Origin of the sequence: Streptomyces sp. NPDC048521 (assembly GCF_043199855.1) — a bacterium.
GTDB lineage: Bacteria > Actinomycetota > Actinomycetes > Streptomycetales > Streptomycetaceae > Streptomyces.
In genome coordinates, this window is the sequence record NZ_JBICWR010000010.1 from 155,975 (window position 1) to 181,614 (window position 25,640).

General features: G+C 71.3%; 27 protein-coding genes and 3 tRNA genes. 8 read left to right on the plus strand and 22 right to left on the minus strand.

All coding sequences use genetic code 11. From position 1 onward, the window contains the following. Window positions 1–27: 27 nt before the first annotated feature. The 5 genes from ACGFRF_RS23620 to ACGFRF_RS23640 form a co-directional block, all read right to left on the minus strand. A complete protein-coding gene (locus ACGFRF_RS23620; RefSeq protein WP_393742938.1) occupies window positions 28–456 on the minus strand; it encodes a MaoC family dehydratase in 429 nt (142 codons plus the stop codon). Between the two features lie 7 nt (window positions 457–463). After that, window positions 464–916 carry a MaoC family dehydratase N-terminal domain-containing protein gene (locus tag ACGFRF_RS23625; protein WP_393742940.1) on the minus strand — a complete coding sequence of 151 codons (453 nt, stop codon included), beginning with the start codon at window positions 914–916 and terminating at the stop codon, window positions 464–466. A gap of 158 nt (window positions 917–1,074) precedes the next feature. Beyond that, window positions 1,075–1,239: a 50S ribosomal protein L33 gene (rpmG, locus tag ACGFRF_RS23630; RefSeq protein ID WP_003948671.1), complete on the minus strand. Its 165-nt coding sequence runs from the start codon at window positions 1,237–1,239 to the stop codon at window positions 1,075–1,077. Between the two features lie 91 nt (window positions 1,240–1,330). Next, window positions 1,331–1,403, minus strand: a tRNA-Met gene (locus ACGFRF_RS23635). 46 nt (window positions 1,404–1,449) lie between these two features. Further along, window positions 1,450–1,522: transfer RNA gene (locus ACGFRF_RS23640), tRNA-Thr, on the minus strand. 417 nt (window positions 1,523–1,939) lie between these two features. Between ACGFRF_RS23640 and ACGFRF_RS23645 the strand changes: the two genes are divergently transcribed. Together ACGFRF_RS23645 and ACGFRF_RS23650 are read left to right on the plus strand one after the other, a co-directional pair. After that, window positions 1,940–3,205 carry an amidohydrolase family protein gene (locus ACGFRF_RS23645; protein WP_393742942.1) on the plus strand — a complete coding sequence of 422 codons (1,266 nt, stop codon included), beginning with the start codon at window positions 1,940–1,942 and terminating at the stop codon, window positions 3,203–3,205. A 357-nt stretch (window positions 3,206–3,562) separates the two neighbouring features. Beyond that, window positions 3,563–4,219, plus strand: a complete 657-nt coding sequence (locus ACGFRF_RS23650; RefSeq protein WP_393742944.1) for an NAD(P)H-binding protein — start codon at window positions 3,563–3,565, stop codon at window positions 4,217–4,219. Window positions 4,220–4,277: 58 nt separating this feature from the next. Here ACGFRF_RS23650 and ACGFRF_RS23655 read toward each other — a convergent pair whose 3' ends face one another. From ACGFRF_RS23655 to ACGFRF_RS23670, 4 genes are all read right to left on the minus strand, one after another. Further along, complete coding sequence (locus ACGFRF_RS23655) at window positions 4,278–4,490, minus strand: hypothetical protein (protein ID WP_393742946.1); 213 nt, start codon at window positions 4,488–4,490, stop codon at window positions 4,278–4,280. A gap of 42 nt (window positions 4,491–4,532) precedes the next feature. Next, entirely contained in the window at window positions 4,533–4,757 is a 225-nt protein-coding gene (locus tag ACGFRF_RS23660; protein WP_356940795.1) for a hypothetical protein, read from the minus strand. 44 nt (window positions 4,758–4,801) lie between these two features. After that, window positions 4,802–5,155, minus strand: a complete 354-nt coding sequence (locus ACGFRF_RS23665) for a DUF6233 domain-containing protein (RefSeq protein ID WP_393742948.1) — start codon at window positions 5,153–5,155, stop codon at window positions 4,802–4,804. Between the two features lie 136 nt (window positions 5,156–5,291). Continuing rightward, window positions 5,292–5,373, minus strand: a tRNA-Tyr gene (locus ACGFRF_RS23670). Window positions 5,374–5,598: 225 nt separating this feature from the next. Between ACGFRF_RS23670 and ACGFRF_RS23675 the strand changes: the two genes are divergently transcribed. Then, on the plus strand, window positions 5,599–6,087 hold the full coding sequence (locus ACGFRF_RS23675; protein WP_073940588.1) for a YajQ family cyclic di-GMP-binding protein: 489 nt from the start codon (window positions 5,599–5,601) through the stop codon (window positions 6,085–6,087). A gap of 121 nt (window positions 6,088–6,208) precedes the next feature. On the opposite strand, the gene ACGFRF_RS23680 is transcribed toward ACGFRF_RS23675, so the two are convergent. Beyond that, window positions 6,209–6,475, minus strand: a complete 267-nt coding sequence (locus ACGFRF_RS23680; RefSeq protein ID WP_393742950.1) for a GlsB/YeaQ/YmgE family stress response membrane protein — start codon at window positions 6,473–6,475, stop codon at window positions 6,209–6,211. A gap of 155 nt (window positions 6,476–6,630) precedes the next feature. Here ACGFRF_RS23680 and ACGFRF_RS23685 point away from each other — a divergent pair, with 155 nt between their 5' ends. Next, window positions 6,631–7,914 carry an APC family permease gene (locus ACGFRF_RS23685; RefSeq protein WP_393742952.1) on the plus strand — a complete coding sequence of 428 codons (1,284 nt, stop codon included), beginning with the start codon at window positions 6,631–6,633 and terminating at the stop codon, window positions 7,912–7,914. Between the two features lie 104 nt (window positions 7,915–8,018). Further along, entirely contained in the window at window positions 8,019–8,420 is a 402-nt protein-coding gene (locus ACGFRF_RS23690; protein ID WP_393742954.1) for a YccF domain-containing protein, read from the plus strand. An 81-nt stretch (window positions 8,421–8,501) separates the two neighbouring features. On the opposite strand, the gene ACGFRF_RS23695 is transcribed toward ACGFRF_RS23690, so the two are convergent. Beyond that, window positions 8,502–9,035, minus strand: coding sequence for a hypothetical protein (locus ACGFRF_RS23695; RefSeq protein WP_393742956.1), 534 nt, complete (start codon window positions 9,033–9,035; stop codon window positions 8,502–8,504). 400 nt (window positions 9,036–9,435) lie between these two features. Between ACGFRF_RS23695 and ACGFRF_RS23700 the strand changes: the two genes are divergently transcribed. Beyond that, window positions 9,436–10,065, plus strand: coding sequence for a LuxR C-terminal-related transcriptional regulator (locus ACGFRF_RS23700; RefSeq protein WP_393742958.1), 630 nt, complete (start codon window positions 9,436–9,438; stop codon window positions 10,063–10,065). 864 nt (window positions 10,066–10,929) lie between these two features. Further along, complete coding sequence (locus tag ACGFRF_RS23705) at window positions 10,930–11,994, plus strand: hypothetical protein (RefSeq protein WP_393742960.1); 1,065 nt, start codon at window positions 10,930–10,932, stop codon at window positions 11,992–11,994. Window positions 11,995–12,681: 687 nt separating this feature from the next. Here the strand turns inward: ACGFRF_RS23705 and htpX are convergent. The 11 genes from htpX to ACGFRF_RS23760 form a co-directional block, all read right to left on the minus strand. Beyond that, window positions 12,682–13,545, minus strand: a complete 864-nt coding sequence (gene htpX, locus ACGFRF_RS23710) for a zinc metalloprotease HtpX (RefSeq protein ID WP_393742962.1) — start codon at window positions 13,543–13,545, stop codon at window positions 12,682–12,684. 191 nt (window positions 13,546–13,736) lie between these two features. Continuing rightward, window positions 13,737–15,254 (minus strand): NADH-quinone oxidoreductase subunit N, encoded by a 1,518-nt coding sequence (locus tag ACGFRF_RS23715; RefSeq protein ID WP_393742964.1) that lies wholly within the window; start codon window positions 15,252–15,254, stop codon window positions 13,737–13,739. Then, complete coding sequence (locus ACGFRF_RS23720; RefSeq protein WP_393742966.1) at window positions 15,251–16,825, minus strand: NADH-quinone oxidoreductase subunit M; 1,575 nt, start codon at window positions 16,823–16,825, stop codon at window positions 15,251–15,253. Before ACGFRF_RS23720 ends, ACGFRF_RS23715 begins: the two co-directional genes overlap by 4 nt. Window positions 16,826–16,831: 6 nt before the next feature. Next, window positions 16,832–18,826, minus strand: a complete 1,995-nt coding sequence (locus tag ACGFRF_RS23725; RefSeq protein ID WP_393742968.1) for an NADH-quinone oxidoreductase subunit L — start codon at window positions 18,824–18,826, stop codon at window positions 16,832–16,834. Further along, window positions 18,823–19,197 carry an NADH-quinone oxidoreductase subunit NuoK gene (gene nuoK, locus ACGFRF_RS23730; protein ID WP_094215548.1) on the minus strand — a complete coding sequence of 125 codons (375 nt, stop codon included), beginning with the start codon at window positions 19,195–19,197 and terminating at the stop codon, window positions 18,823–18,825. The genes ACGFRF_RS23725 and nuoK overlap by 4 nt, the downstream gene beginning before the upstream one ends. Next, complete coding sequence (locus tag ACGFRF_RS23735; RefSeq protein ID WP_393742970.1) at window positions 19,197–19,871, minus strand: NADH-quinone oxidoreductase subunit J; 675 nt, start codon at window positions 19,869–19,871, stop codon at window positions 19,197–19,199. Before ACGFRF_RS23735 ends, nuoK begins: the two co-directional genes overlap by 1 nt. Then, window positions 19,868–20,428 carry a NuoI/complex I 23 kDa subunit family protein gene (locus ACGFRF_RS23740; protein ID WP_393742972.1) on the minus strand — a complete coding sequence of 187 codons (561 nt, stop codon included), beginning with the start codon at window positions 20,426–20,428 and terminating at the stop codon, window positions 19,868–19,870. Before ACGFRF_RS23740 ends, ACGFRF_RS23735 begins: the two co-directional genes overlap by 4 nt. A 2-nt stretch (window positions 20,429–20,430) precedes the next feature. Then, window positions 20,431–21,399 carry an NADH-quinone oxidoreductase subunit H gene (locus ACGFRF_RS23745; protein ID WP_393742974.1) on the minus strand — a complete coding sequence of 323 codons (969 nt, stop codon included), beginning with the start codon at window positions 21,397–21,399 and terminating at the stop codon, window positions 20,431–20,433. Further along, window positions 21,396–23,018, minus strand: coding sequence for an NADH-quinone oxidoreductase subunit C (locus ACGFRF_RS23750; RefSeq protein WP_393742976.1), 1,623 nt, complete (start codon window positions 23,016–23,018; stop codon window positions 21,396–21,398). The genes ACGFRF_RS23745 and ACGFRF_RS23750 overlap by 4 nt, the downstream gene beginning before the upstream one ends. Next, window positions 23,015–23,626, minus strand: a complete 612-nt coding sequence (locus ACGFRF_RS23755; protein ID WP_393742978.1) for an NADH-quinone oxidoreductase subunit B — start codon at window positions 23,624–23,626, stop codon at window positions 23,015–23,017. The genes ACGFRF_RS23750 and ACGFRF_RS23755 overlap by 4 nt, the downstream gene beginning before the upstream one ends. Then, a complete protein-coding gene (locus ACGFRF_RS23760) occupies window positions 23,617–24,036 on the minus strand; it encodes an NADH-quinone oxidoreductase subunit A (RefSeq protein WP_393742980.1) in 420 nt (139 codons plus the stop codon). The genes ACGFRF_RS23755 and ACGFRF_RS23760 overlap by 10 nt, the downstream gene beginning before the upstream one ends. Window positions 24,037–24,257: 221 nt before the next feature. On the opposite strand from ACGFRF_RS23760, the gene ACGFRF_RS23765 reads away from it, so the two are divergent. Continuing rightward, window positions 24,258–25,457, plus strand: a complete 1,200-nt coding sequence (locus ACGFRF_RS23765; RefSeq protein ID WP_393742982.1) for a sensor histidine kinase — start codon at window positions 24,258–24,260, stop codon at window positions 25,455–25,457. Window positions 25,458–25,640 lie beyond the last annotated feature (183 nt).

Here is a 25,640-nt window from a genome sequence, read left to right on the forward strand (position 1 = left end):
CCTTACGCCGAGAGCTCTCCCGGCCGGTCAGGCCAGGCGTACGACCGCCCGGGACATCCCCAGCACCTTCTGGCCGGCGCTCATGGCCGTGAGGTCCACGCGCACGGTGTTGTCGTCCAGCTTGGCCGCCACCTTGCCGCTGACCTCGATGAGGGCGCCCTGGTCGTCGTTCGGCACGACGACGGGCTTGGTGAAGCGGACGCCGTACTCCACGACCGCGCCGGGGTCGCCGAGCCAGTCGGTGACCACCCGGATCGCCTCGGCCATCGTGAACATGCCGTGCGCGATGACGTCCGGGAGGCCGACCTCCTTGGCGAACTTCTCGTTCCAGTGGATCGGGTTGAAGTCCCCCGAGGCACCCGCGTAGCGCACGAGCGTGGCACGGGTCACGGGGAAGGTCTGCGCCGGCAGCTCCGTGCCGACCTCGACGTCGTCGTACGCGATCTTCGCCGCCATCAGGTCCTCACACCTCCTCGGCCGCGCGGGCCACGAGCTTGGTCCAGGCGGTCACGACGTGCTCGCCCGCCTCGTCGTGCACCTCGCCGCGGATGTCCAGGATGTCGTTGCCCGCGAGGGACTTGATCGCCTCGATGGTGGAGGTGACCGTGAGCCGGTCGCCGGCCCGGACCGGGCGGCGGTACGCGAACTTCTGGTCCCCGTGCACCACGCGGCTGTAGTCCAGCCCGAGCTGCGGGTCCTCGACGACCTGCCCAGCGGCACGGAAAGTGATGGAGAACACGAAGGTCGGCGGGGCGATCACATCGGAGTGACCGAACGCCTTTGCGGCCTCCGGGTCCGTGTACACCGGGTTGGCCTCTCCCACCGCCTCGGCGAACTCGCGGATCTTCTCCCGGCCCACCTCATAGGGCGCGGTGGGCGGGTAGGTCCGTCCCACGAAGGACTGGTCGAGCGCCATGGCCCGGCACCTCCTGACGTCTGCTGTGATGGCCCCAAATTAGCCGGAAACCAGCCGGGGATGGTGTGCGGGGGCGCGTGCCGAGCGGGTCGCCGAGCACGGGAAAACGCCGTGAGGCCGCCCCCTCGGAAGGGGACGGCCTCACGGACGAGCCTGTTTTATCGCGTTTCGCGGTGCGCGGTGTGCGCGTTGCAACGCGGGCAGTGCTTCTTCATCTCAAGACGATCCGGGTTGTTACGCCGGTTCTTCTTGGTGATGTAGTTCCGCTCCTTGCACTCCACGCAGGCCAGCGTGATCTTCGGGCGGACGTCGGTGGCAGCCACGTGAGTGCTCCTAAGACGAACGGGTGGACTAACTTCAACGCAAGAAAGAGTAGCCGATCGAAGGACCGACCCCGCAATCGGCTACTGTCAGTAGCGGTGACCGGACTTGAACCGGTGACACAGCGATTATGAGCCGCTTGCTCTACCGACTGAGCTACACCGCTGCGATGCGATCGGACCCCGCCTTTCGGCGGGAACCTCTCACATCAGAGCCCCAAAACGGAATCGAACCGTTGACCTTCTCCTTACCATGGAGACGCTCTGCCGACTGAGCTATTGGGGCGAGCGATGAAGACATTACACGGTCCGCCGCCGTTCGCCCAAATCCGTATCCGGCCGCCCGCCATGACCCGCTTCCCAGCCCTCCCTGCCGCCTCCTGAGCCCCCAGGGAGCGGCACCTGCGGGGCACACGCGGGCAGAGCTTCGCGGGGCGACGACCGTCACACACGCGTGGGGGGCCGGGCACGCGCGCGTACGGATCGCGAGCGCAGGTGGCCGTCGCCGGAATCGGCGCGCGCCACGCGCGTGGGCGACACGTGTACCGCCAAGGGTGGACCACGCCGGTACGACTATTGCGCTCCTGCGCGTCACGCACGGTTCGCGACCCTAGGCTCGACTCACTCTGTGTGATCTTGGAGTCCCGGCCTCCAAGCCCTCACGCCGGCCGCCCCGAGCCCCCGGCCCCGACCCTGGAGCGCGATGCCCGACAGCCAGCCGCAGCCCCATCCGCCGTCGAACTCGTCGGGGTCCTCCGGACCGGCCGACCCCGGCGCCCTGCTGCTGTGCGGGGCACGGCTCACCGACGGCCGGACCGTGGACGTACGGCTGAGCGGCGGACGCATCGAGGCGGTGGGCACGGCCGGCAGCCTCGCTCCGGGCCCGGCCCGGACGACGGCCACGCGCGTGGACCTGAGCGGTTACCTGCTCCTCCCGGCACCCGCCGAACCGCACGCCCACGGCGACACCGCCCTGTCCGCCGAACGCCCCGGCCCGATGTCGTACTCCCCCGAGGACGTCCAACGCCGGGCGACGGAGGCGGCCCTGCTGCAACTCGGGCACGGGGCGACGGCGGCACGCGCGCACGTGCGCGTGGGCGACGTGCAGGGGCTCGGCGCGCTGGGCGCGGTCCTGCAGGCCCGGCGGTCGCTGCGGGGGCTCGCGGAACTGACGACCGTGGCGATGCCGCGGCTGCTGACCGGGGTGGCCGGGGCCGACGGGCTGGCGATGCTGCGGGACGCGGTGAAGATGGGCGCTTCCGTGGTCGGCGGCAGCCCGGACCTGGACCCGGATCCCACGGGCTACGTCGAGGCGGTCCTGGAGGTGGCCTCCGAACACGGCTGCCCGGTGGACCTCCACACGGACGCCGCCGACCCGGCTCGGCTGTCCCGGCTCGCGGCCATGGCGGGGGGCCTGCGCCCCGGCGTGGCGATCGGGCCTTGCGCCGGTCTCGCGCGCCTGCCCACCGACGCCGCCTCCCGGGCCGCGGACCAACTCGCGGCGGCGGGCGTGACGGTGGTGTGTCTGCCCCAGGGCGGCTGCGGTGGCGCCGACCGGCAGGGCACGGCTCCGGTACGGCTGTTGCGCTCGGCCGGGGTCCGGGTGGCGGCCGGGAGCGGCGCGCTGCGCGACGTCTCCAACCCCGTCGGCCGCGGCGACCCGCTGGAGGCCGCCTACCTCCTCGCCTCCGCCCACGGCCTGCGTCCGCAGGACGCCTACGACGCCGTGTGCGCCTCGGCCCGCGCGGTGCTGGGGCTGCCGGACGTACGCGTGGAGGCGGGCTTCCCGGCGGAACTCCTCGCCGTACGCGGAGAGCATCTGGCCGGCGCCCTCTCCCTGGCCTACAGCCGGATCGTGGTGCACCGGGGCCGGGTCGTGGCACGCACCAGCGCGGTCCGGGAGTACTGCGACTCGGCGGCCACGGCGGAACTCGGGTTGCCCCGGCAGGGGCGGGGAGCACTGTCCTGAGGGGGTGCCGAGCCGGCGGCGTACGGCACCCCCTCATGAGGCGGGGTAGGGCGCCCGGCGGGGTGCGCGGTTCGGTATACGCCCCGGCGGCCCGAGCGCGGCGGCGGCGCACGGCGCGGGGTGGACCGTCGCTGATCTCGGCGCACGGCGCGGGATGGGCCGTCGAGCGTGTGACCGGCCACTACGCGCTGGGCGTGTGATCGGCCGGTGCGCCGGGCGCATGGCAGCCGCCGCACGCTGGGCGCTCGCCTGTCCGCTTGAGCCGGGCGCTCGCCTGTCCATGTGAGCCGGGCGCACTCCGGCCGCGCCGGTTAACTCGTGCGGCGGATGCGCCCCTTCGGGCGTACGGTCGGAATCATGCGCATTGTCATCGCTGGTGGTCACGGTCAGATCGCGCTGCGGCTGGAGCGTCTGCTCGCCGCGCGCGGGGACGAGGTGGCGGGAATCATCCGCAAGGCCGAGCAGGGCGACGATCTGCGGGCGGCCGGTGCCGAACCGGTCCTCCTCGACCTGGAGTCCGTCTCGGTGGAGGAGGTCGCGGCGCACCTGCAGGGCGCGGACGCGGCGGTCTTCGCGGCGGGCGCGGGCCCGGGCAGCGGTACGGCCCGCAAGGAGACGGTGGACAAGGGTGCGGCGGTGCTGTTCGCGGACGCGGCCGTCCGCGCGCGCGTACGCCGCTTCGTGGTGGTGTCCTCGATGGGTGCGGACCCCGCGCACCAGGGAGACGGGGTCTTCGACGTCTACCTGCGCGCCAAGGGCGAGGCGGATGCGTACGTCACCCGGCAGGAGGCGCTGGACTGGACGATCCTGCGCCCCGGTTCGCTGACGGACGACGCGGGCACCGGCCAGGTCCGGCTGGAGGCGCACACCGGGCCCGGCACGATCCCGCGGGACGACGTGGCGGCCGTCCTCGCGGAGCTGGTGGACACGTCGGCGACGGCCGGTCTGACGCTGGAGCTGATCAGCGGGTCGACGCCGGTGTCGGTCGCGGTGAAGTCGGTGGCCGGGAACTGAGGGCGGCCGCCCGGCCGTTGAACGGTCACCCCCTCGCCGTCCGCTGCCCCGCCGGCACTCAGAACAGAGGCAGCTGCCCGGGAAAGTCCGGCACGACATACCCGTCCAACGACGGCTGGACGGCCCCGAGTTGTGCTTGCCGTCGCGATCCGGCGCAGGAGACGAGATACCCGCTCTCCCGCGCCCCCGGCGGGTCGTGGCGCGCGAAGCGGCCTGCGACGACGGCGATTTCGCGGTGGCACACGGGACAGGTTCTGCGTCGGGAGGGCATGCCGTCAGTGTGCCCGTAGCAGTGCGGAGGGCGACACCGCCGTCAGGTCCTGGTCTCCGCCTCCCACCGGTCCGGGCCCACCCCACGCCAGTCGATCAGCGGCGAATCGGCCACCTGCTCCGGCTCGATCTCCAGCCCGGCCCGGCGCAGGAACTCCACCAGGTCCCGCACGTTGTGCGCGAGGCCCAGGATCTCGCCGTCCACCCGGACCCGGCGGCCACCGGTAGGGGACGGCAGGTGCACGATGATGGGACGTTTCCCGGCCATGGCTCCAGCATCGTCCGGACCGCCCGGTCCCGCACCCGGGCCGGTCATTCGACAATTCCCAGCACGGTGTCCGGCCGGCACAGCGGGCATGCCATGACCCCTCCTTCGGTGAGCGCGTGTACCGCCTGCTCCCGGCCGACTCCCTTTGAGCGGCCACCGGCGCTCGAACAGCCGCCGACGTGGACGTAGACCGCGTTCCGGCCGTTGAGGCCGCGCTCGATCAGCCAGTCCGGAGCGGTCCGCCGGACCTCGAGGCGGCGTCGCCGTTCGGCTTCCCGGCGCTCTTCGTCCGCGATCCACCGGTCCATGAGCGCGAGCTGCCTGGCAGCCTGATGTTCGACGACGCGGCGCGCGAAGCGCAGCATGTCGAGACGCGTCAGCGGACGGTCATCGTTCACACGTTCGATTCTAGTGAGGTCGACCGGGAAAGCGCGACCAGCGGGACCGGGCCATGAGCAGAACCGCGTTCAGGCAACGCGAACGACAAGGGCCCCGTGATCCGCTCTCGCGGATCACGGGGCCCTTGTTCCCGTGTGGCGGCGCCAGGATTCGAACCTGGGAAGGCTGAGCCGGCAGATTTACAGTCTGCTCCCTTTGGCCGCTCGGGCACACCGCCGGGGTGCGCTGCCCACCGAGCCCGCTTTCGGCGGTGCTCCGTGGCAACGACGTAAACAATACCCGATGCACAGGGGTGCTTCGCCACCCGATTGATCTCCGCCCCGGGGTCGCGGGATGGCTAGGCTGGTGCGGATGCGGCCCGGTACGACGCCGGGCCCGGCGGCCGCCGCCGCGCACGCCGGCACGCACCCGACAAGCACCCCGATACAAGGAGCCACAGGACATGGCCGACTCCAGTTTCGACATCGTCTCGAAGGTCGAGCGGCAGGAGGTCGACAACGCCCTCAACCAGGCCGCCAAGGAGATCTCGCAGCGCTACGACTTCAAGGGCGTGGGCGCCTCCATCTCGTGGTCCGGTGACAAGATCCTGATGGAGGCGAACTCCGAGGACCGGGTGAAGGCTGTCCTCGACGTCTTCCAGTCCAAGCTGATCAAGCGCGGTATCTCGCTGAAGGCGCTCGACGCGGGCGAGCCGCAGCTGTCCGGCAAGGAGTACAAGATCTTCGCGTCGATCGAGGAGGGCATCTCCCAGGAGAACGCGAAGAAGGTGGCGAAGATCATCCGCGACGAGGGCCCCAAGGGCGTGAAGGCCCAGGTCCAGGGTGACGAGCTGCGGGTCACCTCCAAGAGCCGCGACGACCTGCAGGCCGTGATCGCCCTGCTCAAGGGCAAGGACTTCGACTTCGCGCTGCAGTTCGTGAACTACCGGTAGGACTCCCGGGACTCCGGCAGGACTTCCAGGACTTCGGCAGAACCCCTGGACTTCGGCAGGACCTGAACAGGAGGGGTGGGCGCCCGGCGGTGCCCACCCCTCGGTCAGTCGCGGGAGTCGGTCAGTCGCGGGAGTCGCCGAACAGGATGCGGTAGACGATCAGCAGCACCAGGGAGCCGCCGATGGCCGCGGCCCAGGTGGCGCCGTCGAAGAAGTCCTTGGTGATCGGGTGGTCCAGCCAGCGCGCCGAGATCCAGCCGCCGATGAACGCGCCCGCGACACCGATGAGGGTCGTGCCGATGAAGCCGCCGGGGTCGCGGCCCGGCAGCAGGACCTTGGCGATGGCTCCCGCCAGCAGGCCCAGGATGATCCAACCGATGATGCTCATGCCGTGAACCTGCCCTTCCGCGCTGTGTCCGCACTGTCCGGTCCCTGATGTTCGGGTGAGGAACCGCTGTCCGTCGCGCGCGTGTTCATGATGTGTCGATGAAGGGGACGCCACGGGTCCACCACCCGGTTGCGGTGGTCAGTAGGGTGCGGCGCATGACACCTGCCGCCGGTACCGTCCTGCGCCGCAGCCTCGGGGTGCGGGAAGCGGTGATCATCGGCCTCGGCTCGATGGTCGGAGCCGGTGTCTTCTCGGCCCTGGGGCCCGCCGCGCGCGCGGCGGGGACGGGGCTGCTGCCCGGGCTCGGCGTCGCGGCCGTCGTGGCCTACTGCAACGCCATGTCCTCGGCCCGTCTCGCCGCCCGCTATCCGGCCTCGGGCGGCACGTACGTGTACGGGCGGGAGCGGCTCGGCGCCTTCTGGGGATATCTCGCCGGCTGGGCGTTCGTGGTCGGCAAGACGGCCTCCTGTGCGGCCATGGCGCTCACCGTGGGCGCGTACGTCTGGCCGGAGCAGGCACACGCGGTGGCGGTCGCGGCCGTGGTGGCGCTGACCGCCGTCAACTACGGCGGGATCCAGAAGTCGGCGTGGCTGACGCGGGTGATCGTGGCGGTGGTTCTGGCCGTGCTGGCCTGCGTGGTGGTGGTCTGCCTGGCCTCCGGCCGGGCGGACGCCGGGCGGCTCGGCATCGGGCTGTCGTCGGGTACCGGTGGGGTACTTCAGGCGGCCGGACTGCTGTTCTTCGCGTTCGCCGGGTACGCGCGCATCGCGACCCTCGGCGAGGAGGTGCGCGATCCCGGGCGCACCATTCCCCGCGCGATCCCGCTCGCCCTCGGGATCGCGCTGGTGGTGTACGTCGCCGTGGCCGTGTCCGCGCTGAGCGTGCTCGGCGCCGGCCGGCTGGGGCAGGCGCCGGCGTCGCTGGCCGAGGCGGTACGGGCGGCCGGGGTGCCGGGGCTGGTGCCGGTGGTGCGCGTGGGGGCCGCGGTGGCCGCGCTGGGGTCGCTGCTGTCGCTCATCCTCGGGGTGTCCCGGACGACGCTCGCCATGGCCCGCGACCGCCATCTGCCCGAGTCGCTGGCCGCCGTGCACCCGCGCTCCCAGGTCCCGCACCGGGCCGAACTGGCCGTGGGCGCGGTGGTCGCCGTGCTGGCCGCGACGGTGGACGTACGCGGCGCGATCGGCTTCTCGTCCTTCGGCGTGCTCGCGTACTACGCCGTGGCCAATGCCTCCGCCTGGACCCTGAACCCCGTCCTCCGGGCACGCGTGGTGCCCACGCTGGGCCTCGTGGGCTGCGCGACGCTGGCCTTCGCCCTCCCGGCCGCCTCGGTCGCGACGGGGGCGGCCGTGCTGGCCGTGGGCGTGGCGCTCTACGGCGTACGACGGTGGCGGGCGGCGCGTGCCGCGGGCGGGACGGGGCCGAGGGGCCGGCAGGGCTGACGGGGCCTCGGCGGCCTGGGGTCTGCGGTTCCGCCTGCAGGCGTCACCGGCCGATACTTGCATGAGCAGGAGTGCCCCTGGAGCGACCTGGAGAGGTGCCGGTCATGAAGGTGTTCAACCTGGTGCTCAACATCCTGTGGCTCGTCCTCTGCGGCTTCTGGATGGCGATCGGATACCTGATCGCAGCGCTGATCTGCTTCATCCTGATCGTCACGATCCCGTTCGGCATCGCGTCGCTGCGCATCGCCGGCTTCGTCCTGTGGCCGTTCGGCCGCACCACTGTGGACCGGCCGGGCGCCGGGGCGGGGTCCTTCCTCGGCAATGTGATCTGGGTGATCTTCGCCGGGTGGTGGCTGGCGCTGGGGCACGTGATCACGAGCATCCCTCTGTTCCTGTCGCTCATCGGGATCCCCTTCGGGTGGGCGAACCTCAAGCTCATCCCCATCTCGCTCATGCCTCTGGGGCGCGAGGTCGTCCCGACGGACGAGGCGTTCGGCGGCCGCTGACACCGACGAGGCCCACCGGGGCGCTGAGAGTCTCATCTCTCGACGCCGCAGTGGGCCTCATCCGTCACGGCAGCGGCATCGTCACCCGAGGAGGCCGCTGATCAGTTTGAGCGTGCTCGTCGTGAGCCCCGTTGCCGCTTCGGCAACGCCTTGCGTGCCGCCCTGGGTGTTGTTGGTGCCGCTCTGCGTCCCGCCCTGGGTGTTCTTGGTGCCGCTCTGCGTGCCGCCCTGGGTGTTGTTGGTACCACCCTGGGTTCCGCCCTGGGTCTGGGTGTTCTTGGTACCACCCTGCGTGCCGCCCTGGACGTTGTTGGTGCCGCCTTGGGCGCCGCCCTGGGTGTTGCCGGTACCGCCCTGAGAGGCGCTCTGGACGTTCCCGCTGCCGCCCTGCGTGGTACCGATGCCGCCCTGCGTTCCGCCCTGGACGTTACCGTTCTGTACGTTATTGCTGTTTCCATCCCCCTTGCTGAAAATATTACCGTAGTACCCACTGTTGAAAACGAGGGTAATTCCACCGAGAGGCGTAGGATCCGCGGAAGCCTGGCCCGCTGTTACGCCCGTCAGTGCCACGGCAGCGGCAAAAGACAGACTTGCATAGATTCCGACCCGTTTCACAGTGGCCCTTTCTCGCGGTAGGCAGGAGATAGGAGTTCTGCGGATCAAAATGTCGCAAAACCCGACTCCACAACTACAGCGACACGGGCCATGTCACCCGTACAGCGTGGCGGCGGACCGCACCGTGATCGCGGCGTGGTGACCGGTAGGGGCGGGTGTTCGGCGCGGTGCGGCGTCGGGCCGGGCGAGGGCGAGTGGGGCGGGTGGCGGCAGGACGGCCCAGGTGAGCGTGTTCAGGAGCCGGCGGATGCCTCAACCGCCCCATACGGCTCAGTTGGGGTGCTGCCTTCCCGGGGAAGGGCTGAGTCTGGGATCAGACGGCGGGAGGCGCCGGCCGTCTGCTCCGCTGCCCATGCGACCGGCGGCCCCCATCTGCACTGGAGCATTGATGCGACCGTCTGTGACATCTGTGGCCGTTATCTGCGACTGGTCGCTGCTTGAACCGGGCCTCACGCAGACAATCAATTCTCAGCCGGATCTGCGCGTTTCGGCTTTTGTCAAGAGCATCGACGACCTGGCCGGTGAGTTGAATGAGTCAGAAATCGTAGTGCTCATCAACATGCACGCATCCGATCAGGTGGCGTCCGAACAGGTCGGGCGGTTGTACCAGCAAGGCTACGCGGTCATCGTGCTGTCGACCTCGGGAGCGCAGTCCGACGCCGTCCTGTGCATCAAGGCCGGCGCTCGCGGATATCTGAGCTGGCAAGCCGACGATTCCGAGCTGGTGTCGGCTGTCCGCGCCGCCGCCTCGGGAAGAAGTTACTTCGGCGCCAGCCTCGCCGGCCAGAGTCTGCCCGCACCGCCTCCGCACATCACGAGCCGCGAGAGGCAGATCCTGCAGCTTGTCGCTAACGGGGCGACGGATCGCGAGATCGCCGCCAAGTTGAACATCACCGAAAATACGGTTCACACGCACCTGGACAGACTGCGCAGAAAGAGCGGCTTTCGCCGGAGGGCCGACCTCACCCGTCTGGCCCTGAAGTATGGCGTGCTGGAAAGCTACTCCACGGAGGATACGGACGGTTCTTGATTCGGGGAGCTGCCGTTGGGGTGAATGTCGTCCAGGCTGTTGACGATTGTCACGGACGGCGGATTTGAAGGCGCGGGCACTTGGACGAGGATGGGGACGTAGACAATGTCTCCGTGCCGGTACTCAGCCTTCGCCGAGAATCGGTAGCACACGATGTCCGTCGGATTGTTCCGCGTCGCATAGCACCGAAGCGCCGACTTCTCGGTCGCGGCCCGCGATATGTGCGGTGCGCTGCTTCCCTCGCTCTGTGGTGCGCCCCATACACCGAACGCCAGAAAGACGGAAAGCGCAGCGGCAAGACCGCTGCTCGACAGAGCTGTCTTCCTCACTTGTCATCACCCACCGGACGTTCGGGATTGATTCTGCGGAAGTCGACATCACCTCGCAGAGGTTTTCCTCCGCGAGGTGATGAACTGAATTCAGCGATCAGCCCTGGACACCGCCCTGGGTCGCACCGCCACCGCCACCCTGGACACCGCCCTGAGTGGCACCGGCACCGCCGCCCTGGACACCGCCCTGAGTGGCACCAGGCCCGCCACCCTGGACACCGCCCTGAGTGGCACCAGGCCCGCCACCCTGGACACCGCCCTGAGTGGCACCGGCACCGCCGCCCTGGACACCGCCCTGGGTAGCACCGGCACCGCCGCCCTGGACACCGCCCTGGGTAGCACCGCCACCGCCACCCTGGACACCGCCCTGGGTAGCACCGCCACCGCCACCCTGGACACCGCCCTGGGTCGCACCGCCACCGCCACCCTGGACACCGCCCTGGGTCGCACCGCCACCGCCACCCTGGACACCGCCCTGAGTGGCACCGGGCCCGCCACCCTGGACACCGCCCTGGGTAGCACCGGCACCGCCACCTTGGACACCGCCCTGGGTAGCACCGGCACCGCCACCTTGGACACCGCCCTGGGTGGCACCGGGCCCGCCACCCTGAACACCGCCCTGGGTAGCACCGGCACCGCCACCTTGGACACCGCCCTGGGTAGCACCAGGCCCGCCACCCTGAACACCACCCTGGGTCGCACCGGCCCCGCCGCCCTGGACACCGCCCTGAGTGGCACCGCCACCGCCGCCCTGGACACCGCCCTGGGTAGCACCGGCACCGCCGCCCTGGACGCCGCCCTGGGTAGCACCGCCGCCGCCGCCCTGGACACCGCCCTGGGTAGCACCGGCACCGCCGCCCTGGACACCGCCCTGGGTAGCACCGCCGCCGCCGCCCTGAACGCCGCCCTGGGTAGCACCGGCACCGCCGCCCTGGACGCCGCCCTGGGTAGCACCGGCCCCGCCACCTTGGACACCGCCCTGAGTGGCACCGCCACCGCCGCCCTGGACACCGCCCTGGGTAGCACCGCCGCCGCCGCCCTGAACGCCGCCCTGGGTAGCACCGGCACCGCCGCCCTGAACACCGCCCTGGGTAGCACCGGCACCGCCACCCTGAACGCCGCCCTGGGTAGCACCGGGCCCGCCGCCCTGAACACCACCCTGGGTAGCACCGGCACCGCCGCCCTGGACACCGCCCTGAGTGGCACCAGGCCCGCCACCCTGAACACCACCCTGAGTGGCACCAGGCCCGCCACCCTGGACACCGCCCTGGGTAGCACCAGGCCCGCCACCTTGGACACCGCCCTGGGTAGCACCGGCACCGCCACCTTGGACACCGCCCTGAGTGGCACCAGGCCCGCCGCCCTGGACACCGCCCTGGGTAGCACCGGCACCGCCACCCTGGACACCGCCCTGGGTAGCACCGGCACCGCCACCCTGGACACCGCCCTGGGTAGCACCGGCACCGCCACCCTGAACACCGCCCTGGGTCCTGCCGGTCCCGCCACCCTGGACACCGCCCTGGGTCCTACCGCCGCCCTGCTTGCATTGATTTCCCTTGCACGGCTTCGGCTTTTCCGGAAGCAGGCGCTGAGTCTGTGATTTACCTGGGTGGGCTTGGGTGTTGGCTACTGTTCCGTTCGCTGCCGGCGCCGCAGAGGCAGGGGCCCCGATGGTGACGAGTCCTCCGGCCATTGCAGCTGACACTATCGCTGTCGCTATCTGCTGCTTCCGAATGTGCCGCACGGGTGTGCTCCTCTCTTCCGAGTCAAGCGCTATCGCTTCGGCTTCCAGTGATGTTTTGCGTCGGCTCTGGCCTCATCGTGGTGATTGTTCGGCCACTCAGGAAAAGGCCCGTCCAACTGGGCGCCTGGCTCGATAATCGCGGACTGCCCTGGACCGCCGGGTTCTACGCGGTGGTCGGATGCGTCCCATGCATCGAGCAGTTGACCCGGGCCAGGAACAAATACACCCCGCGTCGCACATCCACAGCGTTGAGCCCTGGAAACCTGGACGCCGCGAAGTGACCCATCCCCGATCGTTCTCCCACCAGCCAGCCGAGTCAACTCGAATCACAGGGACGCAAAATGTTCATCAACTCGGTTTGTCGACAGAAATACCCACCCCAGGGACCCGAAAGGGCCGCACCGCTCCGTCGATCGGTACTGGGAAATTTACTGCGGCGGCAAACCCTCGCGGCAGTTCGCCAATAAACTAACGGCAGCCTTGTGGGCGGAATTGGCTACAACGCGGAGCCTCGTCGAAGGGCGATCCGCCCCAGGACGGTCTTCACGAGTGGCGACCCGCCATCTTCTCGAGGCGGGCGATGCGCTCGGCCATCGGCGGGTGGGTGGAGAACAGCTTCGACAGTCCCTGGCCCGGGCGGAAGGGATTGGCGATCATCATGTGGCTCGCCGTCTCGATCCGGGGCTCGGGCGGCAGCGGGAGCTGCTGGGTGCCCGTCTCCAGCTTGCGCAGCGCGCTCGCGAGGGCGAGCGGGTCGCCGGTGAGCTGGGCTCCCGAGGCATCCGCCTGGTACTCCCGGGAGCGGCTGATGCCCAGCTGGATCACGGTCGCGGCGAGCGGGCCCAGGATCATGATCAGGAGCATGCCGAACAGGCCGGGGCCGTCGTCGTCGTCCGAGCGGCCGATCGGGATGAGCCAGGCGAAGTTCACCAGGAACATGATCACCGAGGCGAGGGCGCCGGCGACCGACGAGATGAGGATGTCCCGGTTGTAGACGTGGCTCAACTCGTGGCCGATGACGCCGCGCAGCTCGCGCTCGTCCAGCAGGCGCAGGATGCCCTCGGTGCAGCACACGGCCGCGTTGCGCGGGTTGCGGCCCGTGGCGAAGGCATTGGGAGCCTCCGTCGGGGAGATGTACAGCCGGGGCATGGGCTGGCGGGCCTGCGTGGACAGCTCGCGCACCATTCGGTACAGCGCCGGGGCCTCGAACTCGCTGACCGGACGGGCACGCATCGCGCGGAGCGCCAGCTTGTCGCTGTTCCAGTACGCGTACGCGTTGGTGCCGAGGGCGACGAGGACCGCGACGATCAGACCGGTGCGGCCGAAGAAGCTGCCGATGACGATGATGAGTGCGGACAGCCCCCCGAGGAGTACGGCGGTCCTGAGCCCGTTGTGCCGGCGGTGCACGGTGCGCCCTCCAAGTCGTGCAGCTGGGGAACACTTCGGTCCAGTGGACCCTCCCGCTTGTGACAACGCCAGGCAGCGGTCACGAGTTCCCTGGTGTGTGCGGTGGCACGGATCGGCCGTACGAGTGGCGTGCGCCTACGGCCTCACGCGCGCGTGGCGGCACGGGTGCCCCACGCGCGCCTGGGGATTCCTCAGAACAGGCCGGTGGCCGTGAAGCGAAGGACCAGCTGGGGTGCTCCGGACAGGGCGACGCCGAGGACTCCGGTCAGGGCGATGGCGGCCGTGAGGGGGGCCGGGACGCGGTGCCTGGCGGGCTCGCCCTCGGGGGCGCGGAACAGCAGGGCCGTCCACTGCAGGTAGTAGAAGAGGGCGATCACGACGTTGACGGCCATGACGACGGCGAGCCAGCCCAGGCCCGCGTCGACGGCCGCCGAGAACACGGTGACCTTGGCGAACAGGCCGATGACGCCCGGCGGCAGCCCGGCCAGGCACAACAGGAAGAAGGCCAGGAGGAGGGCGGTGAGCGGGTTGGTGGCGTACAGGCCCCGGTAGTCGGCGATCCGGTTCAGGCCCCTGCTACGGCCCACCAGGGCGGCGACCGCGAACGCGCCGAGGTTCACGGCGGCGTACATCAGGGCGTACGCGACCGTGGAGCCGATCGCCTTCTCGGGGTTCTTGGCGTATCCGGCGGCAGCGATCGGCACGAGGAGGTAGCCGGCCTGGCCGACGGAGGACCAGGCGAGCAGCCGTACGGCGCTGTACGCGCGCGTGGCCTGCTGGCGCAGGGCGGCCACGTTGCCGATGGTCATGGTGAGGGCGGCCAGGGCGGCGAGCGCGGGCCCCCAGACGTCGGCGTACGAGGGGAACGCGACGACGGTGACGAGGATCAGGCCGGAGAAGCCGACCGCCTTGCCGACGACCGACAGGTAGGCGGCGACGGGCAGGGGGGCGCCCACGTAGGTGTCGGGCACCCAGAAGTGGAAGGGCACGGCGGCCGTCTTGAAGGCGAAGCCGACGAGGGTCAGGACGACCCCGGTCTGGGCGAGGGTGTCCAGCCGGCCGTCGACGTGCGTCAGGCGCTGGGCGACCTGCGTGAGGTAGAGGGTGCCGGTGGAGGCGTAGACGAAGCTGATGCCCATCAGGCTCACCGCGGTGGCGGTGACCGAGGACAGGAAGAACTTCAGGGCGGCCTCGGAGGACCGTTTGTCACCCTGCCGGATGCCCACCAGGGCGAAGGCCGGCAGGGAGGCGACCTCCAGGGCGACGATCAGCGTGGCCAGGTCGCGGGAGGCGGGCAGCAGGGCGGCGCCGGCCGCGGAGGACAGCAGCAGGAACCAGAACTCGCCCGCCGGGACGCGCCGCCGGTCGTCGTCGAGGTTCGTGACCGACAGCAGGGCCGCCAGCAGGGCGCCGCCGAGGACCAGGAACTGGATGACGAGCGTGAACCGGTCCACGGTGTAGCTGCACACGTGCGCGTGGCCGGTCAGGCAGAAGGTGCTGCGGTCGCCGTCCAGGAGGGGCAGGAGCAGCAGGGCGGCCGCGGCCAGTCCGGCGACCGAGACCCAGCCGAGCACGGCCTTGCGGGGCTCGGGCAGGAACAGGTCGGCGACGAGGACGACGAGCGCCACGGCGGCGGCGATCGTGGGCGGGGCGATCGCCGGCCAGTCGACGGACTGGACCAGCGACTCGGCAAGCGGCTGGGCGCTCATCGGGTGCCTCCTGCGAGGAGCTGCTGCACGGCCGGGTCGGTCAGGCCGAGCAGGGCCCGCGGCCACAGTCCGGCGACGACGGTGAGGGTGACGAGCGGGGTCCAGGCGGCGAATTCGTACCCGTGCACGTCGGCGAGTTTCGGGACTTCCTGCTCCGCGGCGCCCATGCAGACGCGGCGGACCACGATCAGCATGTACGCGGCCGTCAGCAGGGTGCCGAACGCGCCGATGGCCATGAAGGTGAGGAACGCGGGCCGGCTGAGGTCGGCGGCGGGTCGGAACGCGCCGAACAGGGCCAGCATCTCGCCCCAGAATCCGGCGAGTCCGGGCAGGCCGAGGGAGGCGACGGCGCCGAAGGCGAGCAGGCCGCCGAGGCGCGGGGCCTTGCCGTACAGGGCGGCGCCCGTCTCCTGTGCGAGGGTGTCGAGGTCGGTGCTGCCGGTGCGGTCCTTCAGCGCGCCGACCAGGAAGAACAGCAGGCCGGTGATGAGGCCGTGGGCGATGTTGGCGAACAGGGCGCCGTTCACGCCGGTGGGGGTCATGGTGGCGATGCCCAGCAGGACGAAGCCCATGTGGCCGACGGACGAGTAGGCGATCAGGCGCTTGAGGTCGCCCTTCGCGCCCTGCTTGGCGAGGGCCAGGCAGGCCAGGGATCCGTAGATGATCCCTACGACGGCGAAGGCGGCGAGGTACGGCGCGAAGGTGTGGAAGCCGTGCGGCGCGATCGGCAGCAGGATCCGGACGAAACCGTACGTACCCATCTTAAGCAGCACACCGGCCAGCAGGACGGAGCCGACGGTCGGGGCGGCGGTGTGGGCGTCGGGCAGCCAGCTGTGCAGGGGCCACATCGGCGTCTTGACCGCGAGCCCGATCCCGATCGCCAGAACGGCGATGACCTGCACGGATGCGGTCAGCGACCGGCCATTGTCAGTGGCGAGTGCCACCATGTCGAACGTGCCCGCCTTGATCCCGATCAGGAGCAGGCCGAGCAGCATGACGACGGAGCCGAGCAGCGTGAACAGGATGAACTTCCACGCGGCCCGGGTCCGGCCCTCGCCGCCCCACCGGGCGATGAGGAAGTACATCGGGATGAGCACCATCTCGAACGCAAGGAAGAACAGCAGCAGGTCGAGGACGGCGAAGGTCGCGAGGGTGCCGGACTCGAGCAGGAGCAGCAGCGCGACGAACGCCTTCGGGGACGGGCCCGAGGGCGGCTTGAAGTACGAGTAGAGCGCGCAGAGGAAGGTCAGCAGCGCGGTCAGGACCAGAAGGGGGAGGGAGATGCCGTCGATGCCGAGGTGGATCCGCACGTCGAGTGCGGGGATCCAGCTGATGTCGGTCGTGGCCTGCATCTTCGACGGATGGTCGTGGTCGAAGCCGAGCGCCAGGACGCTCGCGGCGATGAGGATCGCGCCGGTGACGGTGACGCCGTGCCGGAGCACCGCCTGCTCGGGTGACTTCCCCTTCAGTCCGGGCGGTGCGGGCAGGAGAGCGGCGACGGCGCCGAGGAGCGGGCCGACGACGACGAATGCCAGAACGAACTGCATCACGGACTCGTTGATATCGATCACGCCTGCTCACGCTCCGGTCGCGACGAGGACGACGGCGACCGCCAGGACGACGGTGCCGGCGAGCAGCGCGCTCACATAGGTCTGCACATTGCCGGTCTGCGCGCGCCGTACGGCGGCCCCGAGGAACCGGGGCAGCGCGGCGGCGGCGTGTACGTAGGTGTCGACGACCTCGCGGTCGAGGAACCGGACGAGGCTCGCTCCGGCCTGGACCGGGCGGACGAACAGCGCCGTGTACACGGCGTCCAGGTGGAAGCCGGCGGCCGCGTGCCGGTGCAGCGGGCCGAGCAGCAGCCGCCCGGGGTCCGCCGGGTCGGGGGCGTAGGCGATGTCGCCGTAGGCCGGCCGGTGGGTGGCGATGGCCTCTGCCTCGACCAGTCCGGCGTCGCCCTCGGGATGGGCGGCGACCGCGCCGAGCGGGGCGCGGGCGGCGAGCGCGGAGGTGTGCTGCCAGGCGCCGTAGGTGAGCAGTCCGCCGACCAGGGCGAGGCCCGTGCCGAGGATGGAGGTGAGGAGGGTCGGGGTCAGGTCGCGGCCGTCGAACCAGCCGGGCAGCGTGCGGTAGGCGAACCCGCCGAAGGCCAGGGACGGGATCGCGAGCACCCACAGCACCACGGTCATCGTCAGCGGCTGACGCCCGTGCTCGGGGGCCTCGGCGCCCCGGCCGCGGAAGGCCAGCAGCCACAGGCGGGTGGCGTAGGCGGCGGTGAGCAGGGCGGTGACCAGGCCGGCGACGAGGACGATCCAGCCCGCCGCGCCGGGCGCGTGCTCGGTGTGACCGCCGGTGACGTGTTCGGCGGCGCCGAGGACCGACTCCTTGGAGAAAAAGCCGCTGAAAGGCGGGATCGCGGCGAGCGCGAGCAGCGCCACGGTCATCGTCCAGTAGGCGTCCGGGATGCGGTCGCGCAGGCCGTGCATGCGGGACATGGCGGCCAGCGAGTTGGTGCCGGCGGCGTGGATGATCACACCGGCCGCGAGGAACAGCAGCGCCTTGAAGGCGCCGTGGGACAGGAGGTGGAAGACGGCGGCACCGCGGTCGCCGACGGCGAGGGCGCCGGTCATGTAGCCGAGCTGGCCGATCGTCGAGTAGGCGAGGACGCGCTTGATGTCGTCCTGGGCGAGCGCGGCCAGGCCCGAGCCGGTCATGGTCACGGCGGCCATGACGGCGAGGACCACCATCGCGGCGAAGGAGGCCTCGAACACGGGAAGGAGGCGGGCGATGAAGTAGACGCCGGCGGCGACCATCGTCGCGGCGTGGATCAGCGCGGAGACGGGTGTCGGGCCCGCCATCGCGTCCGGCAACCAGGTGTGCAGCGGGAACTGCGCCGACTTGCCCGCCACGCCCGCGAGCAGCAGCAGGGCGATCAGTGTGGGGTGGTCGAGACCGCCGCCGGCGACGGCGCCGAGGACGCGGGTGATGCGGAACGACCCGGCGTCGGTGCCGAGGGCGAACAGGCCGATGAGGAAGGGCACGTCGCCGAGCTTGGTGACCAGGAAGGCCTTCAGGGATGCGGCGCGGGCCTCGGGGGTCTCCCAGTAGTGGCCCACCAGGAAGTAGGAGCAGATGCCCATGACCTCCCAGCCGACCAGCAGCACGATCAGGTCGCCCGAGTAGACGACCAGCAGCATCGCGGAGGTGAACAGGGAGACGAGAGCGGCGTAGGAGGGGTAGCGCGGGTCGTCGCGCAGGTAGCCCGTGGAGTAGATCTGCACGCAGGTCGCGACGAAGGCGACCAGGACGGCGGTGAGCGCGGCGAAGCCGTCGATGTACAGGGCCAGGTCGATCGGCACCGAGCCGGTGGGCGTCAGCTCGGTGTGGGCGTTGATGGTCCGGCCGCCGCCCTGTCGTACGGCGACCGACGCGGCCAGCACGAGCGCGGCAAGGGCCGGCAGCACGGCGAGCGGGCGGACGAAACCGGGGGTGGTGCGGCCCAGGAGCAGGCCCGCCGCGGCACCCAGGAACGGCAGGAGGGGGACGAGGACGGCGAGGGTGGTCGTGGTCACGCGGTGGCCTCAGCCTTCTCGGCCGCGGAGGTGTCGGGTCCCTCGGTCTCGGGTCCCTCGGCGGTGTCGCGGAGCTTGTCGATGTCGGAGGTGCCGCGGTTGCGGTAGACGGCGAGGACGATCGCCAGGCCGATGCCGATCTCGGCCGCGGCGATGGCGATGGTGAACAGGGTCAGCGCCTGGCCGGAGTGCAGGGTCTCCTCGGCGGCCCTGCTGAGCCAGACGTCGAAGGCGACCAGGTTGAGGTTGACGGCGTTGAGCATCAGCTCGACCGACATCAGCACCAGGATCGCGTTGCGGCGGGCGAGGACGCCGTACAGGCCGGTGCAGAAGAGGAGGGCGGAGAGGACGGCGGGATAGGCGAGGTGCATCAGCGGGCGCCTTCCTTGTCGCCGGGGGAACTCGCGGGCTTCGCGCCGGAGGAACGGGCGGGGCTGTTCGCGGCGGTGTCCGTCGGAGCGGCCGCACCGGTGACGGCCGCGTCCGCCTTCGCCTTGCGGGACAGGACGATCGCGCCGACCAGGGCCGCGAGGAGGAGGACGGAGAGGGCCTCGAAGGGCAGGACCCAGTTCTGGAAGAGACTCTCGCCGGTGACGCGGGTGGTGCCGGCGGCCGGGCCGTCCAGGTCGATCCAGGTGGTGCGGAAGGCGTCGACGACCACCCAGACCAGGGCGACGGCGGCGGCGACCGCGACGGTCAGGGCGGCCCAGCGGTTGCCAGAGTCGGCGTCCGGGGAGCGGCCGATGGGGGCCTTGGTGAGCATCAGACCGAACAGGAGGAGGACGACGACGGAGCCGACGTAGATCAGGACCTGCACCCAGGCGATGAACTCGGCCGTGAGCAGCAGGTACTCCACGGCGAGGCCGCCGAGGGCGACCACGAGCCACAGGGCCGCGTGCACCAGCTGCCGCGTGGTGACCGTGACGAGCGCGGCGCCGAGGGTGACCAGGCCGACGAGGAGAAAGGCGATCTCGACGCCGGTCGGGGACAGGAAGCCGTGCTGGGCTGCGGCGAGGCTCCCGTGCTGGGCTGCGGCGAGGCTCACGACTCACCCTCCTGCGGCTGCTGCGGTTCGGCCTGTGTGGCGGCCAGCTTCTCGGCGGTCTTGCGGGCGGCGGCGATCTCCTTCGGCTCCTCCGCGCCGGGGTCCAGGGCGGGCGGGGCCGGGACGGTCCACATCCACTCGCGGAGCTTGTCCCGCTCATGGGTGAGGTCACGGATGTCGGTCTCGGCGTACTCGAACTCCGGGGACCAGAAGAGGGCGTCGAAAGGACAGACCTCGATGCAGATACCGCAGTACATGCACAGGGAGAAGTCGATGGCGAACCGGTCGAGGACGTTGCGGCTGCGCTCACGTCCGCCCGGGGCCGCCGGAGGGACCGTCTCCTTGTGGGAGTCGATGTAGATGCACCAGTCCGGGCACTCGCGGGCGCACAGCATGCAGACGGTGCAGTTCTCCTCGAACAGGCCGATCACGCCACGGGTGCGGGGCGGCAGCTCGGGGAGGGCGTCCGGGTACTGCTCGGTGACGGTCTTCCGCGTCATCGTGCGCAGGGTGACGGCCAGGCCCTTGGCGAGGCCGGAGCCGGGAATGGGGGCCATGGTTAGCTGATCACCACCTTGACGATGCCGGTGAGGGCGATCTGGGCGAGGGAGAGGGGGACGAGGAGGGTCCAGGAGAGCTTCTGAAGCTGGTCCTCGCGCAGCCGGGGGTAGGTGACGCGGAGCCAGATGACGACGAACGCGAGGATCGCGGTCTTCAGCAGGGTCCACAGCCAGCCCAGGCCGTCGGCGCCCCACGGGCCGTGCCAGCCGCCGAGGAAGAGGACGGTGGTCAGGCCGCACAGGACGACGATGCCCGCGTACTCGGCGAGCAGGAACAGGGCGAAGCGCAGTCCCGTGTACTCGGTGTACGCGCCGAAGATGATCTCCGAGTCGGCGACGGGCATGTCGAACGGCGGACGCTGCAGTTCGGCGAGTCCGGCGACGAAGAAGACGATCGCGCCGACGATCTGCCAGGGCAGCCACCACCAGTGGAAGGCGTGGACGATGCCCGGCAGGGAGACGGTTCCTGCGGCCATGGCCACGGAGGCGGCGGCGAGCAGCATCGGAAGTTCGTAGGCGAGCAGCTGGGCAGCCGTGCGCAAGCCGCCGAGCAGGGAGAACTTGTTCGCGCTCGCCCAGCCGGCCATGAGCGAGCCGAGCACGCCGACGCCCATCACCGCGAGCACGAAGAACACGCCCGCGTCGAGGACCTCGCCGACGGCGCCCTCGCTCGGGCCGATCGGGATGGCGAGCAGGACGAGGAGGTACGGCAGCAGGGCCACGGCCGGGGCGAGCTGGAAGACGCGGCGGTCGGCGCCCGCCGGGACCACGTCCTCCTTCTGGGCGAACTTCACGCCGTCCGCGATGAGCTGGGCCCAGCCGTGGAAGCCGCCCGCGTACATCGGGCCGAGGCGGCCCTGCATATGCGCCATCACCTTGTGCTCGGTCTGGCCCACGATCAGCGGGAAGGTGAGGAACACGACGAACACGACCAGGAGTCGCAGGGCGACGTCCAGCACGTCGTTCACTGCGGGCCTCCTGCGGGGTGATCGGGCTGGTCGGGCTCGGCGGGGGTGCCGTCGGCGGCGGGCTCGGCGGGGGTGCCGGGCCTACGGGGTTGCTCGGCGGTTTCGCTGGGTTGCTCGATTTCGCGAGGCTGCGTGGGCTCCTCCGGGGTCACCACGGATTCCGCGGCTTCCTCGGGAGTCGCCCCGGACCGCGCGGGCTCCTTCGGGTGGGAGCGGGGCGTCGGCTCGGGCTCCGGCTCGTCGAAGGCCGGGCGCGCGTGGTGCCAGGGGGCGTCCGAGCTGCGCGGGGCCGTGCTCCGGCGGGCGGGCCGGACCGCGTCGTCCGGTTCCGCCGGCGCAGGTTCCGTGGGCTCTGCCGACCCCGGTTTCACCGGCTCCGTCGGCTCAGCCGGAGCGGGTGCCGCTTCGGGTGTGCCGGCCCGCTGCGAGGCCGAGCCCTCCGAAGCGGTGCGCGCGCGGCGCGGCCGTACCGGTGCCGGTGTGGGGGCGGCCGGCTGCGTCGGGCCGGGCTCATGTGCCACCGACGCCTCGGCGGCCGGTCCCTCCACCGCCGCCGCCTGCGCTGCGTCGCCCTCGGCCGCGGCCTGCTTCTGTGCCGCCGCGTCCTCGGCCGGTGCCGGCGCCTTCACGGCCCGTGCAGCCGTGTCATCGGCCGGTGCCGCCGCGTCCTCGGCCCGTGCGGTCGTGTCCTCGGGCGCTGCCGCCGCCTGGCTCACCGAGCCTTCGCTCGCGCTCCTCATCCGGCGCGGCCGACCCGGAGCACCGGCGCCCGCTCCGGTGCGCGCGCCCGCGGCGCCCGGCTGCGTACCCCCGGCTCCCGAGCCCGCGGGTGCCGTCTGTGAATCCGCGGCTCCCGAGGTGACGCCCTCCCCCGGCTGTGCGCCGGCGACGCCCTCCGCGGTGGTCGCACCGGTCTGGCTGGCGGAGCCCTGTGCCGTCGTACGGGTGCGCCGGACCGGGCGTTCCCCGGCCGCGCGGGCGGGGCGCTCACCCGCCGCGCGTCCCGCCGTACGGGCCGGGCGGGCCGGGGCGGGGGGCAGCTGGCCCTTGAGCGGGCCCCACTCGTTGGGGTCGGGGACGCCCGGGGGCAGCATCTGGCGGCGCTTCGGGCCGCCGTGCGCCGCACCCGCCGCAGGCTCCCCTGGTTCCTTGGCTCCGGGCCAGGCCTTGGCGACGCGGGCGGCGAGGACGAAGTCCTTGCGGAGTGGGTGGCCCTCGAAGTTCTCGGGGAGCAGCAGGTGCTCCAGGCCGGGGTGGTTGTCGAAGACGACGCCGAACATCTCGTGGGTCTCGCGCTCGTGCCAGGCTGCGCCCGCGTAGACGCCGACGGCCGAAGGGAGCGTCGGTGCCTCGTGCGGGACCGTCGTGCGGACGAGGAGCCGGCGGACCGGGTCCAGCGCGACGACGTGGGCGGACACCCGGAAGCCCGTACCCGGTTCGTCGACCGCGCTCAGCCAGTCGAAGTAGGTGCAGGACAGGGTCGTACGGGCCGTCTCCAGTGCGGTGAGCCAGGAGGACGGGGGCACGTCCACCGTCAGGACGTCGTACGACTCCTCGGCCGTGGCGTCCGTGCCGAAGAGTTCCTCCGCGGGGGCGGGCAGCCAGCCGACCGTGCTCATCGGGCGTCCCCCTCGGTGGCGGGGGCCGGGGGCTTGACCAGGTCGCTCTGCAGGGCGGCCGCGGACGGGCGGGCGGAGCCGGCGCCGTACCGCTCCCCCAGCGACTCGCGGGCGATCTTCTCCTGGAGCTTGAGGATGCCCTGGAGCAGTGCCTCGGGGCGCGGCGGGCAGCCGGGAACGTAGACGTCGACCGGGATGATCTGGTCGACGCCCTTGGTGACCGAGTAGGAGTCCCAGTACGGGCCGCCGCAGTTGGAGCAGGCGCCGAAGGAGATGACGTACTTCGGTTCGGGCATCTGCTCGTACAGGCGCTTGACGGCCGGGGCCATCTTGTCCGTGACCGTGCCGGAGACGACCATCAGGTCGGCCTGGCGGGGGCCCGGTGCGAAGGGGATCACGCCGAGCCGGATGAAGTCGTGGCGGGCCATCGACGCGGCGATGAACTCGATCGCGCAGCAGGCGAGGCCGAAGTTGAAGACCCACAGCGAGTAGCGGCGGCCCCAGTTCAGGACCACCTTCATCGGTTCGGGTGCCAGGCGTGCCAGGGCGCCCAGCCTCTTGGGCTCGGGCAGCGGAACCGGCTCGGAGACCGCGGGGTTCACGTCCATGCCAGGACGCCCTTCTTGTATGCGTACAGCAGGCCCACGGCGAGGAAGCCGAGGAAGATGAACATCTCCACGAGGGTCGTGGCGCCGTAGCCGTCGGCGGCGAAGACCGTCGCCCAGGGGAACAGGAAGATCGAGTCGACCGCGAAGATCACGTACAGGAAGGCGTAGACGTAGTAGCGGACCTGGGTGTGGGCCCAGCCCTCGCCGACCGGGTCGACGCCGCATTCGTAGGTCAGGAGTTTCTCGGGGGTCGGCACGACCGGGCGCAGCAGGCGGCCGGCGCCGAAGGCGACCGCGACGAACAGCACGCCGACGAGGGCGAGCAGTCCGACCACCGAATAGGACTGGAAGTAGCCGGCCGCGATGACGTCCGCGGCGGCGACCGGTGAGTCCCCCAACGTCTCCCGCACCGTCCGTTCCTCGCTCCCTGACCTCGTGACCCGGTGAACTCTGTGATCCCACGTTTTCGAGGATCTGTACGCACGGGAGTCTAGGCCCTGATAAAGAAAGGGTAAGCAGCCTGTCACGCCGTGAGACGCGGGGCCCGGGTGCGGGGTGGGGTTTTCCCCCGTCGGCGGAGGGCGGCGTACCGCATGGCGCGGCGGGCGCCGCGCACGGCAGGCTGACCGGTATGACCGCTCCCAGCTCCGCCGCCGACCGGACCGACGGCACCGACCGGACCGACGGCACCGATCGCCTGCCCCGACCCCGGCCGGCCTACGCCGCGCACACCTGGAAGGAGATCGCGCATCTCCTGCTGAACCTGCCGGTGGCGGTGTTCGGCTTCGCCTACGCGTTCACGGTGCTGGTCACCGGGGGGACCCTCACCCTCACCGTGATCGGCCTGCCGCTGCTCGCGCTCTGCCTGCTCGGTGCCCGGCAGCTGGGGAAGCTGGAACGGGCCCGGGCCCGGAGGCTGCTCGGGGTACGGGTGGAGGAGCCGACGCCGCTGCCGCTCGCGAAGGGCGGGGGGCTGGTGCAGCGGCTGTGGATGGCGCTGAAGGACCCGGTGGGCTGGCGGACGCTGCTGTACGACGCCATCCGGCTGCCCTGGGGCGTCCTCACCTTCTGCACCGTGCTGATCTCGCTGTCCGTGCTGTGGCCGGTGCTGCCGTACCTGGCGCGGGCGCTTGCGAACGTCGACCGGGCGATGGTGCGGGGGCTGCTGTCCCCCTCGGACGAGCTGGAGCGCCGGATCGCCGAACTGGAGTCCGATCGCGGGATCGTGGTGGACACGGCGGCGGCGGACCTGCGCCGGATCGAGCGGGACCTGCACGACGGGGCCCAGGCCCGGCTGGTGAACCTGGCGATGGGCCTCGGCCTGGCCAAGGAGAAGCTGCTGGAGGACCCGGACGCGGCGGCGGCGATGGTCGACGAGGCGCACGGCGAGGTGAAGCTGGCCCTGCAGGAGTTGCGCGATCTGGCCCGGGGCATCCATCCGGCGGTCCTCACGGACCGGGGCCTGGACGCGGCTCTGTCGTCGGTCGCCTCCCGTTGCACGGTGCCGGTGAAGGTGACCGTGGACCTGCCGGCCCGGCCGGCGGAGGCCATCGAGGGCATCGCCTACTTCACCGTCTCCGAGCTGCTGCAGAACATCAGCAAGCACAGCCGGGCCCGATCCGCCTCCGTCGACGTGTGGCGCTCGGAGGACCGACTGCTCATCCAGGTCCGGGACGACGGCCAGGGCGGCGCCCGGCTGGACGGCGGCACCGGCATGCGGGGCCTCGCGGAGCGGCTGGGCGCGGTGGACGGCCTGTTCGTGCTCGACTCGCCGGCCGGTGGCCCGACCGTGGTCACCGCGGAACTGCCGTGGCGGAACCGGAAGGCATGACCGCCCGGCCCGCCGAAGGTTCGGCAGCCGCACACCCTCCCCGACGCTTCGCCACCCCATATCGCCCCGGCCACGCCGAACAGCCACACCCACCCGCACCCCCCAAGGGACGCCCCCGCCCCGCGCGCCCCCAGGGGTGGGGAAAACCCCCCGTCCAAGACGCCGACGGCCTTCATGGCTCGC